We start from the raw sequence: 18,680 nt of genomic DNA, 5'->3' as shown, positions 1-18,680 counted from the left end.
CAGATAAAGGAAAGATTCGTGTCAAATCAATTGAATACAATGGATATCAAAGAGATCCTAAAATTTTTACCTCATAGGTATCCATTTTTATTGATCGATAGAGTATTGGATTTCACACCAGGTGAAACCTTACACGCTATTAAAAACGTCACAATTAATGAGCCATTTTTTCAGGGACATTTCCCGGTTCAACCTGTGATGCCAGGCGTATTGATTTTAGAGGCTATGGCGCAGGCTACAGGACTCCTTGCTTTTAAAACCATGAGCGATGAGCCGTCTAATGACGCGTTATACTATTTTGCCGGTATTGATAAAGCGCGTTTTAAGCGCGTTGTTGAGCCTGGTGACCAACTTCATTTTGAAGTGCAAATGATTAAAGAGCGCCGTGGGATTGGCGTGTTTACTGGCGTTGCTAAAGTGGATGGCGAGATTGTTTGTTCAGCGGAAATCATGTGTGCACGTAGAGAGATTTCTAAGTGATTGATAAATTAGCTTATGTTCACCCTGATGCCAAAATAGGCAAAAATGTCACTATTGGTCCGTGGACCTATATTGGTGCTGATGTTGAAATCGGTGATGACTGTTGGTTCAGTTCACACGTTGTTGTGAAAGGACCTACCGTCATTGGTAAAGGTAATAAGTTTTACCAATTTGCCTCAGTCGGTGAAGATTGCCAAGATAAGAAATATGCCGGTGAAGCAACCCGATTAATTATTGGCGACAATAACGTTATTCGTGAGTCTGTCACCATTCACCGTGGTACCACTCAAGATGAGTGGGAAACACGTATTGGCTCTAACAACCTATTTATGGCCTATGTGCATATCGCTCATGACTGTGTGGTAGGTAACAACGTCATTATGGCTAATAACGCATCGATTGCCGGTCATGTTCATGTTGGTGATTGGGCTATTTTAGGTGGCATGACCGGTGTGCATCAGTTCGTGCATATTGGTGCTCACGCCTTCACGGCTGGTAGCTCCCTTATCCTTAACGATGTGCCGCCTTTTGTGATGGCATCGGGTCAGCCTGCGATTCCTCGAGGTTTGAACATCGAAGGCTTAAAGCGCCGTGGATTCTCAAAAGAATCACAGCTTTCAGTCCGCAGAGCCTATAAGACTCTATATCGCAGCAACTTAACGGTTGCAGAAGCGATTGAGCAGCTTAAAGAGGCTGCAGTTGATGACGAACAAGTTCAAATGCTAATTGAATTTGTTGCTTCCTCTCAGCGAGGCATCATCCGCTAAGTAAGTTATTGAACCCGTGTAAAAGCGGGTTCTTTCTTTCCTCCCATTATTAACCACAGACGTTATTCTATGAGTTCAAACAATCCTCGTGTATTTGCAATGGTTGCCGGAGAGATCTCGGGCGACATCCTCGGAGCAGGCTTAATAAAAGCGTTGCAGAAGCAATATCCTGATGCTCGATTTATTGGGGTTGGTGGTCCACGTATGGACGCCCTTGGTTTTGAGTCTATCTTCTCTTATGAAGAGCTGGCTGTTATGGGAATTGTTGAAGTATTGTCACGCCTACCGAGACTACTAAAAGTTCGAGCAACATTAGTTGATGAGTTCACTAAGCTGAATCCCGATTGTTTTATTGGCATCGACGCACCCGATTTTAATATTGGCTTGGAACTCAAGCTTAAAGCTCGGGGTATTAAAACCGTACATTACGTCAGTCCATCTGTATGGGCGTGGCGACCAAAACGTATTTTTAAAATCGCTAGGGCAACGGATATGGTGTTGTCATTGTTACCTTTTGAAAAAGCGTTTTACGATGAATACCAAGTGCCTTGCACCTTTGTTGGACATACGTTAGCCGATGACATTGAGCTTGAAAGTGATAAAGCACAGGCACGTGAATTACTCGGTCTGGATAAAGATGCTGAGTATTTAGCGATATTACCTGGTTCTCGTGGTGGTGAGCTTAAGATGTTAGCCGAGCCCTTTGTTAAAGCGGCAACCCTAATCAAGCAGCGCTATCCTGATATTAAATTTGTTACGCCTTTGGTTAATCAAAAACGTCGTGATCAATTCGAGCTTGCCTTACGCGAGTATGCGCCAGATTTAGAGATCCACCTCATTGAAGGTCATTCTCGTGAAGTGATGGCGGCGGCTGATTGTATTTTATTGGCATCGGGCACAGCCACGCTTGAAGCTATGTTAGTTAAGCGACCTATGGTGGTGGCATATCGAGTGAGTCCTATCACTTATCGTATCGCCAAAGGCATGATGCTGACTAAACGCTATTCATTGCCTAACCTACTGGCAGATGAAGATATTGTTGAAGAGCTTATTCAAGCAGATTGTACGCCAGAGAAAATAGCAACAGCAGTGTCAAAGCAGTTGGACGATGATTTTACACCACTGCATGACCGTTTCATGTCAATTCATCAAATGATAAGACGAGACGCCAGTGCTCGCGCAGCTGATGCGGTGATAAAACTGATTGAGGAACAAGCATAATGGCTGTAATAAAAGATATCACTCCTGAACAAGTGGCCCAAATTTGTATTGGTCAATACGCAGGTGTTGATGAAGTAGGCCGCGGACCTTTGATTGGTAATGTTGTCACCGCAGCGGTGATTTTAGATCCTAATAACCCTATCGAAGGGTTAAATGATTCTAAGAAACTGTCAGAGAAAAAGCGTGAGTTGCTGTTTGAACAAATTCAGCAAAAGGCCTTAAGTGTTAGTGTGGGCTCAGCGACACCAGCTGAAATTGACGATCTAAATATTTTGCATGCGACTATGCTGGCGATGCAGCGTGCTGTTGCAGGGCTCAGTATTAAGCCAAGCAGTGTGTTAGTCGATGGTAATCGCAGTCCTGACTTTGGTGTGCTCAGTCATGCAATTATCAAAGGTGATGGCCTTATCGATGCGATTAGTGCAGCTTCAATTATTGCCAAGGTTGTTCGTGATAGAGAGATGGATGTCCTTGCTGCGCAATACCCAGATTATGGTTTTGACAAACATAAAGGTTACCCTACTAAAGCGCACTTTGAAGCACTCGCAAAGCACGGTGTACTGCCTGAGCATCGTAAAAGCTTTCGCCCCGTTCGTGAGGCATTAATTTAGCTCGACACAATTTTTCCGGTGAAAGATTTACTTGCTTGAGGCATCCTTTTGCCGGAAAATTAACTCATCAGCCTGAGCGATTGCAGTTAAACTTGTTTGCAATCACCCCATGTTTTACTCTGTAAGATTGACCAGCAGTCTTCATTTATCAAAAAAGAAAGATACTCCTAATTATGTCTGATCCACGTTTTGTTCACTTGCGCGTCCACAGCGATTTTTCTATGTCTGATGGACTTTCTAAAGTTAAGCCTATTCTAGGGAAAGTGGCTGAGCTTGGAATGCCTGCGGTTGCATTAACCGATCAGACGAACATGTGTGGTTTGGTCAAGTTTTATGGAGGCTGCCATGATGCGGGTATCAAGCCTATTATTGGCACCGATTTTTGGGTAAAAGTCCCAGGATTTGATGAGTTTTGTTCTATTACTGCCTTAGCGATGGACAATAAAGGTTACTCAAACCTGACTTTGTTGATTAGCGATGCGTATCTGCGCGGCAATATTAACGACAAAGCTGTGATTGACCATGAATGGTTAGTGAAATATAACGAAGGGTTAATTCTGCTTTCAGGTGGCAAAGACGGTGATGTTGGTCGTGCGTTGCTGAAAGATAACCATGGTCAAGTAGAGTCATTAATCGACTTTTATAAGAGCCACTTTCCTGACCGATATTATTTAGAGCTGCTACGAACAGGTCGTCCAGATGAAGAGCGTTATCTGCACATGGCGGTCGCACTTGCCGAGCAAAAAGACTTACCAGTGGTTGCGACTAATCAGGTGGTATTTAATAAGCCTGAGCAGTTTGACGCCCACGAAATTCGGGTCGCAATTTATGATGGCTTTACGCTAGCCGATCCGCGCAGACCGAAGAAATACAGTGACCAACAATACTTTAAAAGTAGCGATGAGATGTGCGAGCTATTTGAAGATATTCCTGAGGCGATTCAAAATACGGTCGAAATTGCTAAGCGCTGTAACGTTACCGTAAGACTGCACGAATACTTCTTGCCGAACTTCCCGACAGGTGATTTGACCATTGAAGACTTCTTGGTCGATGTATCAGAAAAGGGCCTTGAAGAGCGACTCGAGTTTCTTTTCCCTGATCCAGATCTTAGAGCTGAGAAACGCCCTGAATACGATGAGCGTCTCGATATCGAGCTTAAAGTGATTAACCAGATGGGCTTTCCTGGTTACTTCCTTATCGTAATGGAGTTTATTCAGTGGGGTAAAGATAACGATATTCCAATTGGTCCTGGCCGTGGTTCAGGTGCAGGGTCATTGGTGGCTTATGCACTTAAAATTACCGACTTGGATCCCCTTGAATACGACTTGCTATTCGAGCGCTTTCTAAACCCAGAACGTGTATCTATGCCCGACTTCGACGTCGACTTTTGCATGGACAGACGTGATGAGGTCATTGACCACGTTGCCGACCTTTATGGTCGTGATGCGGTATCGCAGATCATTACCTTTGGTACTATGGCGGCTAAAGCGGTAATTCGAGATGTTGGCCGCGTGCTTGGTCACCCGTATGGTTTTGTTGACCGTATTTCAAAAATGATCCCAGCGGAACCCGGCATGACTTTGGCTAAAGCCTTTGAAGTCGAGCCAGGCTTGCAAGAGTCATACGACGCTGATGAGGAAGTAAAAGATCTTATCGATATGTGTCGCATTCTGGAAGGGGTGACACGTAACGCGGGTAAACACGCTGGTGGTGTGGTTATTGCCCCGACTAAGATCACTGACTTCTCGCCAATTTATTGTGACACCGAAGGCTTAAACCCGGTAACTCAGTTCGACAAAAACGATGTTGAAACCGCAGGCCTAGTGAAGTTCGACTTCTTGGGTCTAAGAACGCTCACCATTATTGATTGGGCGTTGCAGATGGTCAACAGCGTCAAAAAGAAGAACGGTGAAGAGCCGGTGCGTATTGAGTCGATTTCGCTGACTGATCCAAAGTGTTTTAAATTACTACAACGATATGAAACAACCGCGGTATTCCAGTTGGAATCTCGTGGTATGAAAGACTTGATTAAACGCCTACAGCCAGATTGCTTTGAAGATATGATCGCACTGGTTGCACTGTTTAGACCGGGTCCACTGCAATCAGGCATGGTAGATAACTTTATCGAGCGTAAGCACGGCCGTGAGGAAGTGTCATACCCTGACGCCGAATATCAACATGAGTCGCTGAAAGAGCTGTTATCACCAACCTACGGCATTATTCTCTATCAAGAGCAGGTGATGCAGATTGCTCAGGTACTTGCTGGCTATACCTTGGGCGGCGCCGATATGCTTCGTCGTGCTATGGGTAAGAAAAAGCCTGAAGAGATGGCCAAGCAGCGCGGTACGTTTGAGGCCGGTTCAATTGCCAATGGCGTTGATGGTCCGTTGTCGATGAAAATTTTCGATTTGGTGGAAAAATTCGCGGGTTACGGTTTTAACAAATCTCACTCGGCCGCTTACGCATTAGTGTCTTATCAAACACTTTGGTTAAAAACCCATTATCCACAGCAGTTTATGGCGGCAGTAATGTCGGCGGATATGGATAACACCGATAAGATTGTCACCTTGGTTGATGAGTGTGAGCGTATGGGCTTGCCACTTATTCCGCCTGATGTAAATAAAGGCTTATTTAGATTTACCGTTGATGACGATCTGAATATTGTTTACGGCATTGGCGCGGTGAAAGGTGTTGGTGAAGGTCCTGTAGACTCGATTCTCGCTGCGCGTAAAAATGGCCCCTTTAAGGACTTGTTTGATTTCTGCGCTCGAATCGATTTAAAGAAGCTTAACCGCCGCGTCATTGAAAAACTGATTTGCGCTGGTGCGCTTGATAATTTAGGCCCGCATCGAGCCGCGATGATGGCAACGTTACCGGAAGCTATTCGCGCAGCCGATCAGCATGCTAAAGCCGAAGCGATTGGTCAGCATGATATGTTTGGTCTACTCAATAATGAACCTGAAGACAGTAAGCAGCAGTTTGTTGAATGTACGCCTTGGCCGGATAAAGTTTGGCTTGAAGGCGAGCGTGACACATTAGGTTTATACCTCACAGGTCACCCGATTAACCAGTATCTGAAAGAGCTTAAGCATTACACTTCGGGTCGGTTAAAAGATGTGCATCCTACTGAACGTGGCAAAACCATGAAAGCCGCTGGGCTTGTAGTGGCGACACGTGTGATGATGACTAAGCGTGGCTCCAAGATGGGTCTGGTGACCCTAGATGATAAGAGTGCGCGTCTTGAGGTGATGCTGTTTACTGAAGCCTTTGAGAAGTTTAATCACCTGCTTGAGAAAGACCGCATTTTGATTATTGAAGGAGAGGTTAGTTTCGATGACTTCTCTGGTGGTAACCGAATGACTGCGCGTAACATTATCGATATGGGGGAAGCGCGTAGCCATTTTGCCAATGCGGTTGAAATTGACTTGCAAGCAGACAAGGTCAACGATGAGTGGTTAAGCGAGTTTAAGGCTGCGGTTGAGCCTTGGAAAGCGGGCGCTGTACCTGTGTTGATTAATTACGCCCAGCCTCAGTCACAAGCGCAGTTTACTTTAGGCGATAATTGGCGAGTCAATCCAACCGATGAGTTGATGTTGGCACTCGAGTCGTTAACAGGTTCAGGAAAGGTTCGGATCGTTTTTTAGCATGAATATTGTCTCGCTGATCCAAGCTTGCCTGCAACAGTTGCCACCTAAGGTGGCGGCAGCGGGTAAGGTAGAAAATACTCAAAATCAAACTGTCACCAATAAGCCTAAGTTAGTGCTAGCTTATAGTGGCGGCGTCGACTCTGAAATTCTGGCCTATGGTTTAGGTCAGTTTGCCAAAATCACTCCTGATTTTGAGTGTGTGTTAGTGCACGTTCACCATGGGTTAAGTGCTAATGCTGACACTTGGGTTGAGCATTGCTTATTGCAAGCAAAATCATACGATCTGAAATGTGTTGTAAAGCATGTCGAGGTTAAGCTCGCACCTAGGGTGAGTGTTGAGGCGCAGGCCCGCAGTGTGCGCTATGAAGCGTTATTATCAGAGTTATCCAACAATGATATTTTAATGACTGCCCACCATCAAGATGATCAACTTGAGACCGTTTTATTAGCGCTCAAGCGAGGCCTTGGCCCTAAAGGCTTATCAGCCATGGGTAAAGTGCAGCGCTTTAATCAGCGAAACTGGATTATTAGACCACTGCTCGATTGCAGTAAAGATGAAATAGAAGCCTACGCGAAGCAAGACAATATCCTTCATATTCAAGATGAGAGTAATTTTGATGATAAGTATGATAGAAACTTTCTTCGCTTAGATATTATCCCTAAACTCAAGCAACGCTGGCCTAGTATCGCCGCGACAGCCAGTCGCAGCGCTGAACTGTGCGCATTACAGCAGTCGGTACTCGATGAAGAGATTGCGCAGAAATTACCGAATATTCAGCTTCGAAAGGGCAGTGATTGGTTGCTTGATTTAGATAAATTAGCCCAGCACTCCCATGCTTGGCAGTCATTATTACTGCGCGGTCACATGGACATGCTAGGTTTTGCTCCGCCCTCTAAGGTGCAAGGAGAGCAGATCCTAGCCCAGTTGCTCGATGCTAAAGTTGATGCCAATGTTGAGATCCGCTTAACCGACGTTATCATCAAGCGTTATAAGCGCGAAGGCTATTTTATGCCGCTGAAGAATGCTCTCTTTGTCGCGGACAAAAAAGGTTTGTTGAGTATTGAACTTAATGGCTGTGATGACTTGATAAACGGAGCTATTAAGCTAGTCACTGGAGAGGCCTTATCGGCAAGATATTGCCAAAGTGGAGCGCGTCTTAGATTGCCTTTAGGAGTGGAGAAGGTCTCTATCGAGTTTGCACTGCCTGGCAGTACTCGTTGTCAGCCCCATAACCGTAGTAAAGGCCGTGAACTTAAAAAGTTATGGCAGGAGTGGGGACTTGCTCCCTGGCGGCGTGGCACCGTGCCGCTGCTTTGTTATGACGGTAAACTCGTATCTGCTGTGGGCTACTGGATAGAAAGGCCATATTTAGCGACCGGTGATGATGTCGGGCTGGTTTTATACTAATAAGTATTAGGTATCGGTAAGCAAAGGGGCTTTAATGTGCCTTATGAGTTTGTTTATTCTATATTGCTAGCCATTACCCCCTCTTTTCTAACTTTCATCTTAACCATTATCAGGCATTAAGTGCTGCTGAACGCAAGTTAGCTGTTTTCGACACAGTAGCACTGGCGGCCAGCGGCTTTAGCTTCATATAGCGCATTATCTGCACGTTGGTAAAGACTATCTTCAGTATCATGATGTCGCCATTGCGCCACGCCCATACTGGTTTTCACTTGATACTTTTCTAAATATTGATGAGTAGAGATGGCATCTAAGATCCGCTGACACAAAATGCTAGCGGCCTCAACGTTGGCTTGAACCAATATGGTAAATTCATCGCCACCTATTCGAAATGCCTGGTCACTGTTTCTGATGGTTGTATTTAGCATCTGTGCAAACTCAACTAAGGCGCTATCGCCTAACTGATGGCCAAAGTCATCATTGAGCTGTTTAAAATTATCTAAATCTAGGGTAATTAATGAAAACTCATCACTATTGCGCTCGGCTCGAGCGAGCTCTTTTTTTAATGACTCTTGATAGTAATGGCGGTTACCTAAGTTTGTTAGCGCATCATACATGGCCTGTAGAGACATCTCTTTAAATTGAATCGCATTAAACAACGGTTGTAAAACGAGCTGCTGGATCTGGTTCAACTTCTGGGTTTGAGACGGCACTAAAGGGGCTTTTAGATTATAGTTAACGATGACTTGGCAGTCGGCTAAGGTCAACTTTTGCTCAATGGCGTAACCATTTTGCTGACCCCAATGGAACTGATAGTCCTTATAGGCTAAGCGAACACCATAAAGCGGCAAATGTTGCCCCATTATTTTGCCGAAGCAGGCAAAGACTGTCCTAGGATCTAAATGTTGATGCAGTTGCTGGATGATAGCAACAAGATCAACCTCCACTGGCATAGAGTTATTTACCCCAGTAGGTTTTCGATAAAGATCAACCTCCATTGGCATAGAGTTATTTACCCCAGTAGGTTTTCGATAAAGATCAACCTCCACTGGCATAGACATAGTTACCACAGTAGGTTTTCGATATTCAATAGGGGAAGACTCGGTTACTAGCCCAAATTCCATTGGTATTGACTCCCAGTTTTCTAACAGTGTTGCGCTAACGCAAAGTTAATGCTCTTAGATATACCAAGCAAAAACTGTGCCTAGTGCTAAGGGAATTATATTTGTCTTTATTTGTCATTCAGTTACTCTCTAGATAAGTGAATGGAATATATTGGTGTCGGCATTTTGACGAATGTCTTCGGGTTAAGGAGTACACCGCACAGATGGAACATAGCTTTCTCATTCAAATGCTACTGATGTTGGTCATTGCAATTGTTTCTATTGCAATACTACGACGTGCAGGTTTACCAGCGATCTTAGCTTACTTAGTGACAGGGGTAATTAGCGGTCCAAGTGGTTTTCACTGGTTTACCCAACAGCAAATGCAGTCAGTTGCTGAGCTCGGTGTCGTGTTACTGATGTTTAGTTTAGGGCTCGAGTTTTCTTTGCCTAGGCTATGGGCAATGCGCCGTACTGTATTTGGTTTAGGTAGTGCGCAAGTCGTTGTAACGACTGTGTTAAGCATGGGAATCGCACTGCTATGTAATCTCAGTGTGACCGAGTCAGTCGTCGTAGGCTCTGCGATAGCGCTTTCTTCTACGGCGATAGTACTTAAGTTATTGAATGAGCAAGGATGGATGAGGCGCCGCCATGGCGAGCTTTCGGTCAGTGTGCTGTTATTTCAAGATATCGCCGTTGTCCCTTTACTTATTTTGTTACCTATTTTAGCCAGTGATGGCGCGCCGTTACTGTGGACTGATGTGGTTTTTGCCTTACTAAAAGGTAGCCTCGCATTTATTGCACTGATGGCATTTGGCAAGTGGGCCTTGCCTAAGCTGTTTGATGAGGTTGCCCGTTCACGTTCAAATGAACTATTTGTACTGTCAACGTTAGTGGTCGCCTTAGTCACCGGAGCGATTACTCAGTGGTTAGGCTTATCGATGGCATTGGGCGCCTTTATGGCAGGTATGTTACTTGGAGAAAGCCAGTATCGGCGTCAGCTAGAAGCCGATATTCGCCCCTTTAGGGACTTATTAATGGGGCTGTTTTTTATCTCCATCGGTATGCTGTTAGACTTCCAATTGGTTGCCCAGTTCTGGTGGCAAATCATCTTTATCCTTATCGCTGTGATTTTAGGTAAAGCCTTAGTGATTTTCTCTTTATTGAAAGTGGCTAAAGAGTCTTTTCGCTCATCAGTTGCGACGGCCCTGAGTTTGGCGCAGGTGGGAGAATTCAGTTTTGTCGTGTTGGCCTTAGCGGTCAATTATCAACTGCTAGATAATAAAACAAGTACGACCTTAGTGATGGTGGCAGTGCTATCGATGGCACTAGCGCCTTGGCTGGTTAGGCATAGTGTCGATATTGCAAGAATGCTGCAAGGACTCAAGCCTAAGGCTGATAATAATGAGTCTTTGAATGTACAAGTCGATGCCAAAGGCGATCTGGTGCTCATTTTAGGTTATGGACGAGTAGGGCAAACCATTGCTAGGTTTATGAAAACTGAAGCTATCCCATACTTAGTGCTGGATCTCGACCCGAAAAGAGTCTCTGAGGCCAGAACCGCTGGAGAGCCTGTCTATTTTGGTGATGTGTGTAAGAGAAGTATCTTAAAGCAGGCAAAGGTGCGTGAAGCTAAGTTAATCGTAATCACTTTTAGTAGTGAGCGGATCCTCCAAGAGGTGTTGCCGTTATGTCGTCAATTAGCACCCGAGGCTAAGATTTTGGTGCGTACTCGTGACGATACCGGGATGGAGGAGTTGGAGGAAGCAGGAGCAAGTCAGGTTATTCCTGAGACGCTTGAAGGTAGTTTGATGTTAGTATCTCAAGTGCTATATCAATGTGGTGTGCCGCTAGCAAGAATATTGAAACGCCTGGAATCTGAGCGGCGAAATCACTACCAATATTTACATGGTTTTTTCTCCGGAGCTGAAACCGATTTGACCCTTGAGCTATTGCATGCTGTTGCTCTGCCTAAAGGGGCGAATGCGGTTGGACTGACCCTAGGTGAGATCCCGTGGGAGAAGTTAAGAGTTGAAGTGCGAGCGGTGCGAAGAGCAGGCGCTGAGGTTGAGGATCCTAAATCCGATTGGCAGATTATGTCTGGCGATATCCTGATCTTACTTGGCAAGCCAAGACGCATGGAAAAAGCCGAGATCTTTTTATTGCAAGGCTAAGCCACTCTTTTACTCTCAATGGGTCACGTTTAGCTATAGTTAACCGTTATAAAGTAGATTTAGCCCACCATCTCGTTGCAGCATATTTAAGTAAAAGCTGCGGGCTCCCTGGAGTGACATTGTGCATTACCTCATTTTTATCCTGTTGGCACCGATCTTATTATTACAGGGGCGTATCGTTAAGAGAAATACCCCAAAACTGCCGGAAGCTGCAGGGCCCCGGCAAGGTTCTGTGGGGGACGGCGCGGGATTATCGGTACTCATTTTAGGTGACAGCGCCGCAGCTGGAGTTGGCGTTGCTAGCCAGCAGCAAGCATTAACGGGCGTGGTGGTAAATACGCTTGCCCAGCGGTACCAAGTTGATTGGCGTTTACTGGCAAAGTCTGGTCATAATACCGCCCAGACCATTGAGATGTTACAACAAGAGTTGGTAGTGCAACAAACCATGCATTTTGAGGCCGTAGTGGTATCGCTTGGAGTGAACGATGTTTTAAGCCCGTTAACCGTTAACCAATGGATAAGCCAGCAACAAGCCTTAGTTGAGTTAGTCACTGAAAAGCTGGGCTGTCAGCGTTTGATATTGACTCGAGTGCCACCCATGGGGGATTTTCCGGTATTGCCGCAGCCACTGCGCTGGTTTCTTGGTCAGCGTAGCCAAGCCTTTAACCGTCAACTACAACGCTACGCCCTGCAAGAGCCAAAATTCACCTTGTTGGAATTTGGTCATCAACTCAATAGTGATGCGATGGCAACAGATGGCTTTCATCCTGGTGCATTAATATATCAAGATTGGGGGAAGAGCGTGGCGAGCGCTCTGTTGGCTGATAAGCCTTAGTTTATTGAAGATTAAAAAATTGTTTTATCTCATCAATCTGGCACATAGCGTCTTCATAACCTAATTCGATTAATGCACTGCAATAGCCTTGCTCAAACAATAGATATGACACAATACTTGAGTCGGAGTGTTCGTTTATCCCCAGTATTTTTAGCATGGTTTTAATCGCAAAAGGCATATCCTGAAAGTAGCGTGATGCCATTGCGCTTAAATCCTCACTGGGTTTAATCACTAATGTTTCGATGGTTTTTAGTGCTAGTTGATCACGGCTCTGTTCGGGGACCAGATTTAGCGTGGTATTAATTCGCTGTAACCTTTCAAGATCGCTGTTTAGCGTATCAGAGAAGATAGTATCGAGTAAGTGACCAGCAATCGTTGCCGTCTTTGGGTGATGCTCTAACTCTTTTGATTGAACTTTATGTGGACTTTCAAGGTTAATCACCATGATCTTATCTGCGCCAAGGTGTATTGGACTACTCAACGGCGCCAGCTGGTGTACCGAGCCATCGCCATAATATTCTTGATTTAATCTTATCGAAGGAAACACCATAGGTATGGCCGAGCTGGCTAATAGATGATCAGTATTGAGACGAGTACGTACGCCATGACGTCTTGCCCTGTGCCAGTTATTGATATGGGCATTAGCCTGGAAAAATGTCACTGAGCGTGAGTTGTTATAACAGGAAGTATCTAGGCTAACAGCTTCAAGTGCTCCGCTGTTGATATTACGGTCGATGCGTTCAAAGCTGATGAGATCGTTAAGCAGGCCTCGTAACGGCTCACTATTAAATAGGCTACCAGCTGAGTTTGATACCCCGTCGCTTTGCAGGCCTTTTAGCGCCATCTTACTTAAATGTTTCAATACCCCACCAATGGAGGCTTGGTAGACTTTACGGGCATGAACATGACGCCAAACCCATTCAAGCTTACGCACCCCCAAATGAAAACAGGAGGCATGGGTTGCTATTGATGTCGCGTTGATTGCGCCAGCAGACGTACCACAGATGATCTTAAACGGGATCCCGTGATTACGTGGATAAAACTGTACAATCGCTTTGAGAACCCCGATTTGATAGGCCGCTCGCGCGCCGCCGCCACCAAGGACTAATGCTATTTTATCTGGCAAGTCGACGTTCCTTATCGGTTGAAAATTAAAACATATTCAAAACACATGGCCTAAATTTAGAATATGTGACTCTGGAGTGTTCTTCAAGTAACAAGTGAAAACAAAGATAAAAAACAAGCTGTCATATGCATGGAGATTCAGTGATGGGGATCTTTATATTTTTAGCATAAAAAAACGCCGATGATATCATCGGCGTTTTTATTGATTACTTAGCGATTAAGGTTCGCGATTAAGCTTGTTGCGCTTTTAAGAACTCAACGATTTCGTCTAGTGGGATATCTTGCTTCTCACCAGTACGACGGTTCTTGTATTCGAACATGCCGTTATCAATATTACGATCGCCAATAACCACAACGTGTGGAATACCGATAAGCTCCATATCAGCAAACATTACGCCAGGACGCTCTTTACGGTCGTCGAACATGACTTCCATGCCAGCATCGTTTAGGTCTTGATATAGTTGCTCGGCGATATCTTTAACGCGATGCGACTTGTGCATGTTCATTGGCAAGATGCCCACAGTGAACGGTGCAATCGCTTCAGGCCAGATAATACCGCGGTCATCGTTGTTTTGCTCAATTGCAGCAGCAACCATACGACTTACGCCCACACCGTAACAACCCATAAGTAGAGTCTGTGACTTACCATTTTGGTCAAGTACGTTAGCATTCATCGCTTCAGAGTAGTTAGTACCTAACTGGAAGATATGACCCACTTCGATACCGCGAAGTAGTGCAATAGTACCTTTACCACATGGGCTAGGCTCGCCTTCGATGATGTTACGTAAGTCGAATGCGGCAACTTCTGGTAAATCACGCTCCCAGTTGATGCCGAAGTAGTGCTTGCCATCTTGGTTTGCACCCGCGCCAAAGTCGCTCATGATGCTAACACTGTGATCAACAAATACAGGCATATTTAGGCCAACAGGACCGATAGAACCAGTACCAGCGCCAACAGCATCACGGATAGCGGCTTCATCTGCAAACTCAAATGGCGCTAATACCGCATCAAGTTTTTCTGCTTTAACTTCGTTTAGCTCGTGGTCGCCACGAATAACGATAGCCACTAATGGCGCTTCTTCAGTTGCACCCTTAACGATTAATGTCTTAACTGTTTTCTCAATCGCAATGCCGTGTTGCTCAACAAGCTCTGCAATGGTTTTTGCGTTTGGCGTGTCAACTAATGTCATCTCGCTAGTAGCTGCTTGACGCGTGTCAGTAGGCAGTGGCGCTTCACATTTTTCAATGTTAGCAGCGTAATCGCTTTCTGTTGAGTAAGCGATTAAGTCTTCACCGCTGTTAGCTAATACGTGGAACTCGTGTGACATGCTGCCACCGATAGAACCTGTGTCAGCCATTACTGGACGGAAGGCTAGGCCTAAACGAGTCAGAATGTTGCTATAGGCTTGGAACATCGCCTCGTAGGTTTCATCCATCGTTTCTTGATCGATATGGAAAGAGTAAGCATCTTTCATCAAGAATTCACGTGAACGCATTACACCAAAACGTGGACGAACTTCGTCACGGAACTTGGTTTGAATTTGGTATAGGTTAAGTGGTAACTGCTTGTATGAGTTAACCTCTTTACGCACGATGTCTGTGATCACTTCTTCGTGAGTTGGACCCAGTACGAAGTCACGGTTGTGGCGGTCTTGGAAACGAAGTAGTTCAGGACCAAACTTTTCAAAACGACCCGTTTCAACCCAAAGATCGGCAGGTTGAACCATAGGCATAAGGATCTCAACTGAGCCCGCTTTGTTCATTTCTTCACGAACAATCGCTTCGATTTTACGTAGTACACGTAAACCTGTCGGCAACCAGCTGTATAAGCCAGATGCGTTACGACGGATCATACCCGCACGTAACATTAACTGATGACTAACCACTTCTGCATTAGCAGGCGTTTCTTTTTGAGTTGATAGCAGGTACTTGCTTACGCGCATTACCGGTGTCCAAATTTGAGTTGAATGGGCGCTATTTTATCACTTGTAGTGCTTCTGTCACCTATGGATTTTGCGATTCGAGTGATTTATTTACTTTGAACATAGGTTTTTGCGCTAAGCGATGCAGGTTATACTCCTTTGCTTTGACGATGATGAGTGACAAGTTGAGTTAATACTTTAAGTTAGCAGTTGAGTTATAGGAAAAAACCTAACCCTGTTATCCATGAGCAAACTCGTGTTTTATTGTAGGATTATGCCTACATCTTGATGCGTACAAGTTCAGATTGATGTTAGCTTATGACACAGAAAAATTGTTTATAACAAGGTGAGCCAATATGGCGTTACATTATCAAACATCAAGATTGGAGGTTTCGGAATTATTTTCTGAGATAGCGCCAGCTGAATTATCGCCATTGCTGGTTCGAGTCACTGAGCTGTTAACACCTGCCGTCGTTGAAAACTTGCCGCCACATTTTCAGCACATCGATTCACTTTCTGACGCCAGAAAATGGTTTAAACGTATGGTAGTGGAGAGTCGTCTTTTTGTCGTCAAACATACAGAAGCGAATGTTATTATTGGTTTTATGTTTGTGTTTATAGGAAGTAAACGTGACGCCCATATTGGTTACCTGCTAGGTGAGCCGTATTGGGGACAAGGGTTGGCGACCGAATTGCTCCAAGGCTTTATTGATATTTCAATTCAAGGTCAAAGTTGGGATTACTTGATTGCAGGTGTCAGCCAGAGCAATAAGGCTTCTGCAAAGCTATTGCTTAGACTGGGGTTTGTTGAGCAACCTTGTGTAAATGGACCCGTTGTTTTCTTCCGATACCTATTATCTCAACCTCGACTTTGAGAGCGACTGTAAAATAATGGAATTGATATTTTTACCGCTACTGATAGTGCTTGTTAAGTACAAGCAGTACGCACGTGCAGAGTGGTTGTTTACACTGTTCTTTCTTGTTTATGCACTGGCATTGACCACATTAACGTTACCGCCAAATTCAAGGTTGGGCAGTTTTTATATCGGTATTCCTTCCATATCGTATCTTTTTTATATTTACCCTGACATTCAAACTCAATATCCAACCTCGGTGATCCGAGTATTGAGTACGTTGGGGGTGTGCACGGCATTTATTGCGTTGCTCGTTTTTTTCAACTGATTGCTTTCGTATTATGCTCTTTGGCAATGCTCAGCCTTTAGCCCTGTGGCCAGTTAGCTGTTTACCTTCTCTATTATTTATTCTCTCCTCAATCTCGCATGAAGTCCTTGGGTAGATTAGTGTTTTGTTATGTGTAACTATCTATATGTTTTTAAATTAATATTTTAACTTAAAAGAATAAAGCTGATGTAGGTCTTTTGGTCGATAGGTTCATATCAAGGATGTTGTCATATTAGCTAAATTGGCTCATTTAAAGGATTGAAAATGAAGCGATTTTTATGTGTGTTATTTGGCCTATTGTGGTCAAGTTGGCTTTTTGCGGAGCAACCGTTAGCATCGACGGATGAGGCTAAGCACTCATCACCAACGACTTTAGAAGCACTCAAAGCCGCGATTGTCGACATTGTTGAAACAGAGGAACTGCCTGCCGTTGCTATTGCGATGGTTAACCAAGAGGGGCCGGTTTGGATTGAGGCAATAGGCTTGGCTAATATCGCCAATAACCAACCTGCCGATAGTCAAACCCTGTTCCGGATTGGCTCGACCTCTAAAATGTTTGTTTCTTTATCAATATTGAAACTTGTAGAGCAGGGTAAGTTATCTCTTGACGATAAACTTGCCGATCTTGCACCAGAAATAGCCTATACCAATCAGTGGGAAGCGTCAGACCCAATTCGTATTGTTCACCTCTTGGAGCACACCACCGGCTGGGATGATATTCATATCGTTGAGTATGCCCATAACGACCCTTCGCCAGCAACGCTCAAACAAGGTCTAGATTATCATCCTCATTCCCGCGTTTCACGTTGGAAGCCTGGTAGTAGAATGGCTTACTGCAATGCCGGACCTCCTGTTGCCGCGTATATCGTCGAAAAGGTCACTGGGCAAGTATTTGAAGATTACGTTGCCGAAAACTTTTTCATTCCTATGGGGATGGAGACCATGAGCTATTTCCAGTCTGATGATGTTAAAGCCAAAGGTGCGACACTTTATTCTAAGGGGAAAGAAGAGGCATATTGGCACATTATTATGCGGCCATCGGGCTCAATAAATGCCTCAGCTAATGATATGGCAAAGTTTCTGTCTTTTCTGGTGAATAGAGGACGTACTGTTGAGCAGCCATTGATTTCTGAAGCTTCATTTGCGCGCATGGAGCAAGTTAAGTCAACACCTGCGGCACAAGCTGGTCAAACGGCGGGTTACGGACTTAGCAATTACTCAACCCCTTACAAACAATGGATCTACCAAGGTCATGACGGTGGGGTTAACGGCGGAATAACCAAGCTTGAATATTTACCCGAAGCGGGCGTGGGTCATGTTGTGATGATTAACTCTGATGACGCGCAGTCGGTAAAGAAAATTACTGATCTCATCCGTGAATTTGAAACTAAAGAGCTTACAGAAAAAAGTATCACAGCCACACAAGCTGTGACTGACTCAATGAAAGCGTTGCAAGGATATTATTATCCAATTAATTCACGCATGGCGATGACCGAGTTTCTTGAGCGGGTATTGAATATCTACCAATTTACATTTAAGGGGGGAAAACTCATTCGAACAAATTTATTAGGTGGTGTACCTAAGGAATATTTTCCAGTTTCTGAGACATTGTTTCAGTCAGCCGAAACCGGTGAAATGAACCTATCATTTGTTGAAGATCCATTGGTAGGGCCGGTTTTTCATTCTGACTCATCGGTATATCGCTCCGTCAGTGCCGTGATAGTCTTTGGCCAGTTTACAATATTAGCCCTCTGGTTGATTATCAACGTGACAGGTCTGCTGTATTTATTGGTGTGGGGAGTGCGTATCATTATGGGCGCTGACATTAAAGGTAATGCATTAATGATCCGAGTATGGCCTTTACTCGCAACATTGTCGGTCTTATGTTTTGTGTTTATGTTCCAACTTGGTGGTGTCGACCCTTTCAGGTTATTGGGTAACATAACCTATGTGTCCATAGGCTTAATGCTATCAAGTATAGCCTTGTTAATCTTTACGTTTTTAGGTTGTTATGTGGCCATAAAAGCGAAGGCGAGTGAGATGAATAAGGTGAACTACTGGTATTGCACCATTGCCTCTTTTACACACTTGTTGGTGGTCAGTTATTTAGCTTGGTTTGGCATAATAGGATTACAAACCTGGGCTTAGGTTCTGGTTTAACTTTAACGGTATATCGATAAAAGAAAGCCACTAAAAGTTAGTGGCTTT

At 44.5% G+C, this 18,680-nt stretch carries 14 protein-coding genes; 11 read left to right on the top strand and 3 right to left on the bottom strand.

The genetic code is table 11. From position 1 onward, the window contains the following. The first annotated feature begins 18 nt into the window (after nucleotides 1-18). The 6 genes from fabZ to tilS all read left to right on the top strand — a co-directional run bounded on the left by fabZ (nucleotide 19) and on the right by tilS (nucleotide 8,134). A complete protein-coding gene (gene fabZ / locus ACVBJC_RS09280) occupies nucleotides 19-480 on the top strand; it encodes a 3-hydroxyacyl-ACP dehydratase FabZ (protein ID WP_248999623.1) in 462 nt (153 codons plus the stop codon). Beyond that, nucleotides 477-1,247, top strand: a complete 771-nt coding sequence (gene lpxA, locus ACVBJC_RS09275; RefSeq protein ID WP_447160585.1) for an acyl-ACP--UDP-N-acetylglucosamine O-acyltransferase — start codon at nucleotides 477-479, stop codon at nucleotides 1,245-1,247. The genes fabZ and lpxA overlap by 4 nt, the downstream gene beginning before the upstream one ends. Before the next feature lie 69 nt (nucleotides 1,248-1,316). Next, nucleotides 1,317-2,468, top strand: coding sequence for a lipid-A-disaccharide synthase (gene lpxB, locus ACVBJC_RS09270; protein WP_447160584.1), 1,152 nt, complete (start codon nucleotides 1,317-1,319; stop codon nucleotides 2,466-2,468). Continuing rightward, on the top strand, nucleotides 2,468-3,079 hold the full coding sequence (gene rnhB, locus ACVBJC_RS09265) for a ribonuclease HII (RefSeq protein ID WP_447160583.1): 612 nt from the start codon (nucleotides 2,468-2,470) through the stop codon (nucleotides 3,077-3,079). Before lpxB ends, rnhB begins: the two co-directional genes overlap by 1 nt. 173 nt (nucleotides 3,080-3,252) lie before the next feature. Next, complete coding sequence (gene dnaE, locus ACVBJC_RS09260; protein WP_447160582.1) at nucleotides 3,253-6,723, top strand: DNA polymerase III subunit alpha; 3,471 nt, start codon at nucleotides 3,253-3,255, stop codon at nucleotides 6,721-6,723. Nucleotide 6,724: 1 nt separating this feature from the next. Continuing rightward, entirely contained in the window at nucleotides 6,725-8,134 is a 1,410-nt protein-coding gene (gene tilS, locus ACVBJC_RS09255) for a tRNA lysidine(34) synthetase TilS (RefSeq protein WP_447160581.1), read from the top strand. A gap of 137 nt (nucleotides 8,135-8,271) precedes the next feature. Here the strand turns inward: tilS and dgcS are convergent, their stop codons facing one another. Beyond that, entirely contained in the window at nucleotides 8,272-9,255 is a 984-nt protein-coding gene (gene dgcS / locus ACVBJC_RS09250) for a diguanylate cyclase DgcS (protein ID WP_447160580.1), read from the bottom strand. 203 nt (nucleotides 9,256-9,458) lie between these two features. On the opposite strand from dgcS, the gene ACVBJC_RS09245 reads away from it, so the two are divergent. Both ACVBJC_RS09245 and ACVBJC_RS09240 read left to right on the top strand, forming a co-directional pair. After that, complete coding sequence (locus ACVBJC_RS09245) at nucleotides 9,459-11,408, top strand: monovalent cation:proton antiporter-2 (CPA2) family protein (RefSeq protein WP_447160579.1); 1,950 nt, start codon at nucleotides 9,459-9,461, stop codon at nucleotides 11,406-11,408. Nucleotides 11,409-11,529: 121 nt separating this feature from the next. Then, complete coding sequence (locus tag ACVBJC_RS09240) at nucleotides 11,530-12,243, top strand: SGNH/GDSL hydrolase family protein (protein WP_447160578.1); 714 nt, start codon at nucleotides 11,530-11,532, stop codon at nucleotides 12,241-12,243. 1 nt (nucleotide 12,244) lies between these two features. Here the strand turns inward: ACVBJC_RS09240 and ACVBJC_RS09235 are convergent, their stop codons facing one another. Both ACVBJC_RS09235 and ACVBJC_RS09230 read right to left on the bottom strand, forming a co-directional pair. Continuing rightward, nucleotides 12,245-13,369 (bottom strand): patatin-like phospholipase family protein, encoded by a 1,125-nt coding sequence (locus tag ACVBJC_RS09235; RefSeq protein WP_447160577.1) that lies wholly within the window; start codon nucleotides 13,367-13,369, stop codon nucleotides 12,245-12,247. 229 nt (nucleotides 13,370-13,598) lie between these two features. Further along, on the bottom strand, nucleotides 13,599-15,311 hold the full coding sequence (locus ACVBJC_RS09230) for a proline--tRNA ligase (protein ID WP_447160576.1): 1,713 nt from the start codon (nucleotides 15,309-15,311) through the stop codon (nucleotides 13,599-13,601). Between the two features lie 335 nt (nucleotides 15,312-15,646). On the opposite strand from ACVBJC_RS09230, the gene ACVBJC_RS09225 reads away from it, so the two are divergent. The 3 genes from ACVBJC_RS09225 (at nucleotide 15,647) to ACVBJC_RS09215 (ending at nucleotide 18,620) form a co-directional block, all read left to right on the top strand. Next, nucleotides 15,647-16,165 (top strand): GNAT family N-acetyltransferase, encoded by a 519-nt coding sequence (locus ACVBJC_RS09225; protein WP_447160575.1) that lies wholly within the window; start codon nucleotides 15,647-15,649, stop codon nucleotides 16,163-16,165. Nucleotides 16,166-16,181: 16 nt separating this feature from the next. Further along, nucleotides 16,182-16,472: a hypothetical protein gene (locus tag ACVBJC_RS09220; protein ID WP_447160574.1), complete on the top strand. Its 291-nt coding sequence runs from the start codon at nucleotides 16,182-16,184 to the stop codon at nucleotides 16,470-16,472. Nucleotides 16,473-16,736: 264 nt separating this feature from the next. Then, a complete protein-coding gene (locus ACVBJC_RS09215; RefSeq protein WP_447160573.1) occupies nucleotides 16,737-18,620 on the top strand; it encodes a serine hydrolase domain-containing protein in 1,884 nt (627 codons plus the stop codon). Nucleotides 18,621-18,680 lie beyond the last annotated feature (60 nt).

This window comes from Shewanella sp. 0m-6, from assembly GCF_052977325.1.
This window is presented reverse-complemented; position numbering and strand designations above follow the sequence as displayed.

Coding starts and splice junctions, on each gene's coding strand:
- rnhB (WP_447160583.1), top strand. CDS start 2,468: ATGGCTGTAATAAAAGATATCACTCCTGAACAAGTGGCCCAAATTTGT.
- tilS (WP_447160581.1), top strand. CDS start 6,725: ATGAATATTGTCTCGCTGATCCAAGCTTGCCTGCAACAGTTGCCACCT.
- lpxB (WP_447160584.1), top strand. CDS start 1,317: ATGAGTTCAAACAATCCTCGTGTATTTGCAATGGTTGCCGGAGAGATC.
- ACVBJC_RS09220 (WP_447160574.1), top strand. CDS start 16,182: ATGGAATTGATATTTTTACCGCTACTGATAGTGCTTGTTAAGTACAAG.
- dnaE (WP_447160582.1), top strand. CDS start 3,253: ATGTCTGATCCACGTTTTGTTCACTTGCGCGTCCACAGCGATTTTTCT.
- ACVBJC_RS09225 (WP_447160575.1), top strand. CDS start 15,647: ATGGCGTTACATTATCAAACATCAAGATTGGAGGTTTCGGAATTATTT.
- ACVBJC_RS09215 (WP_447160573.1), top strand. CDS start 16,737: ATGAAGCGATTTTTATGTGTGTTATTTGGCCTATTGTGGTCAAGTTGG.
- dgcS (WP_447160580.1), bottom strand. CDS start 9,255: ATGGAATTTGGGCTAGTAACCGAGTCTTCCCCTATTGAATATCGAAAA.
- ACVBJC_RS09230 (WP_447160576.1), bottom strand. CDS start 15,311: ATGCGCGTAAGCAAGTACCTGCTATCAACTCAAAAAGAAACGCCTGCT.
- ACVBJC_RS09245 (WP_447160579.1), top strand. CDS start 9,459: ATGGAACATAGCTTTCTCATTCAAATGCTACTGATGTTGGTCATTGCA.